Below are 271 nucleotides of genomic sequence, written 5' to 3'. Positions count from 1 at the left end.
CGCGCTTGCCGACGAGGTCGAATACCCCTTGTCAGGAGCCGGATACAGGGTGTCATCAGCAGGTGGGTGAACCATGTTTTTGAGCCTAGCAACAACACCCCACCCTCTGTAGCTTAAAAAGGTCGGTGATAGTCTTAATTCGTTCGCTCGATTCAGGTTCGACCCCGGAAGCAGACTGCGAACCGGGCATTTCGGCTAACAAGGAGACAGCAATGAGCATCGCAGAACGCACGGTTGAAACGGTCTGGTCCGGCGCACTGGCCAGTGGATC

1 protein-coding gene is annotated in these 271 nt (G+C 55.7%); it reads right to left on the bottom strand.

The features are described 5' to 3' along the window. Positions 1-85: 85 nt before the first annotated feature. On the bottom strand, positions 86-271 hold a 186-nt coding region (locus WDW90_RS39495), incomplete at its 5' end, for a hypothetical protein (protein ID WP_336493043.1).

It is taken from the genome of Methylobacterium nigriterrae, from assembly GCF_037106235.1.
Lineage (GTDB): Bacteria > Pseudomonadota > Alphaproteobacteria > Rhizobiales > Beijerinckiaceae > Methylobacterium > Methylobacterium nigriterrae.
This window is presented reverse-complemented; position numbering and strand designations above follow the sequence as displayed.